The sequence below is a fragment of the Flavobacterium sp. genome, assembly GCF_036759525.1.
Classification (GTDB): Bacteria; Bacteroidota; Bacteroidia; order Flavobacteriales; family Flavobacteriaceae; genus Flavobacterium.
The window spans coordinates 1-1,432 of record NZ_DAIOUN010000020.1; the positions used below are offsets into that span (position 1 = coordinate 1).

General features: G+C 38.8%; 1 pseudogene. It reads left to right on the forward strand.

Annotated elements, in window-relative coordinates:
* Nucleotides 1–1,432, forward strand: a pseudogene (locus V7M80_RS11440) (hypothetical protein); the annotation flags it as partial.

A 1,432-nucleotide genomic window follows, 5' to 3' on the forward strand; every position in this document is an offset into this window, starting at 1 on the left:
GTAACTAGAACATACGATGTAACCGCACCAGCTATTGTATCTATCTCTGATTATAGGTTAGAAGGATGTAACGCAGCTTGGCCACAATTAACTACTACATGGAGCGACAACTGTTCAGCAGGAGGTTCTGTTAGTGGCGTAGCCGGCGATGTAGTTACTTCAGAAGACGGATGTACTCAAAGTCGTACTTACACCTTTAGTGTAACAGACGATTGTGGAAACAGTGCAAGTGTAAGCACCGTAGTAACTAGAACATACGATGTAACACCTCCAACATTTGTTGGAACATTACCTCAAAATATTACAGTTGAATGTGATAGTGTTCCGGTTGCAGAAGTGTTAACTGCTATTGATAATTGCGGTATTGCAACTGTACTTCCTGTTCTTGAAACTAGAATAGATGGGGATTGTGATTTTAGTTACACTATTATCAGACTATGGAAAGCTACTGATTTATGTGGCAACTTTATTATTCATAAACAAATCATTGAAGTAATAGATTCAACAGATCCTACTATTGTTTCTGTTCCAGATTATAGGTTAGAAGGATGTAACGCAGCTTGGCCACAATTAACTACTACATGGAGCGACAACTGTTCAGCAGGAGGTTCTGTTAGTGGCGTAGCCGGCGATGTAGTTACTTCAGAAGACGGATGTACTCAAAGTCGTACTTACACCTTTAGTGTAACAGACGATTGTGGAAACAGTGCAAGTGTAAGCACCGTAGTAACTAGAACATACGATGTAACCGCACCAGTTATTGTTGGAATTGGAGATGATATTATTGTAGATTGTTCTCCTAATGATGATGACGTTTGTAGAAAATCATTCATTAACAATGTTTGTTGGACAACACCTGCAATTAGTCATTATGTTTTAGGTTTACCAACTTGTTTGAGAGCATCAGACGTAGAAGGAGTTTATATTAATGGTCAATTGTATCAGGATTGGACAATTGGAAACGATCCAACTTGTAATGTGTATGGTTTAAAATGGGATAATTTAGAGTTAGGTGATAATCAATGTGCGGAGTTCAAAGTTGTGTTTAAAAACAGCTACCCATTATCTGCATCTACAGGATATATTAAAGCTGGACCTAATTGTAATTCAACTTCAGCTAATGGACCTTCGTCTTGTGACAGATGTTCAACTTCAACACCTGAATTTGATACCCCAACTTTAATAGACTGTGATCCAAATGCAGTTTTAACCTTTGTGGATAGCGGAGAATTAGATGCATGTGGTTTAGGAACATTAACCAGAACTTGGACTGCGACAGATGCTTGTGGTAACTCTTCAACCGAATCTCAGTCTATTATAATTAGAGATATTGATGTACCAACTATTAGTGGCGTTGAGGCTTCCTACACAGTTGAGTGTCCAACACAAGCGGTATTCAGTATGCCAACGGCTTCAGATGCTTGTGATGCTA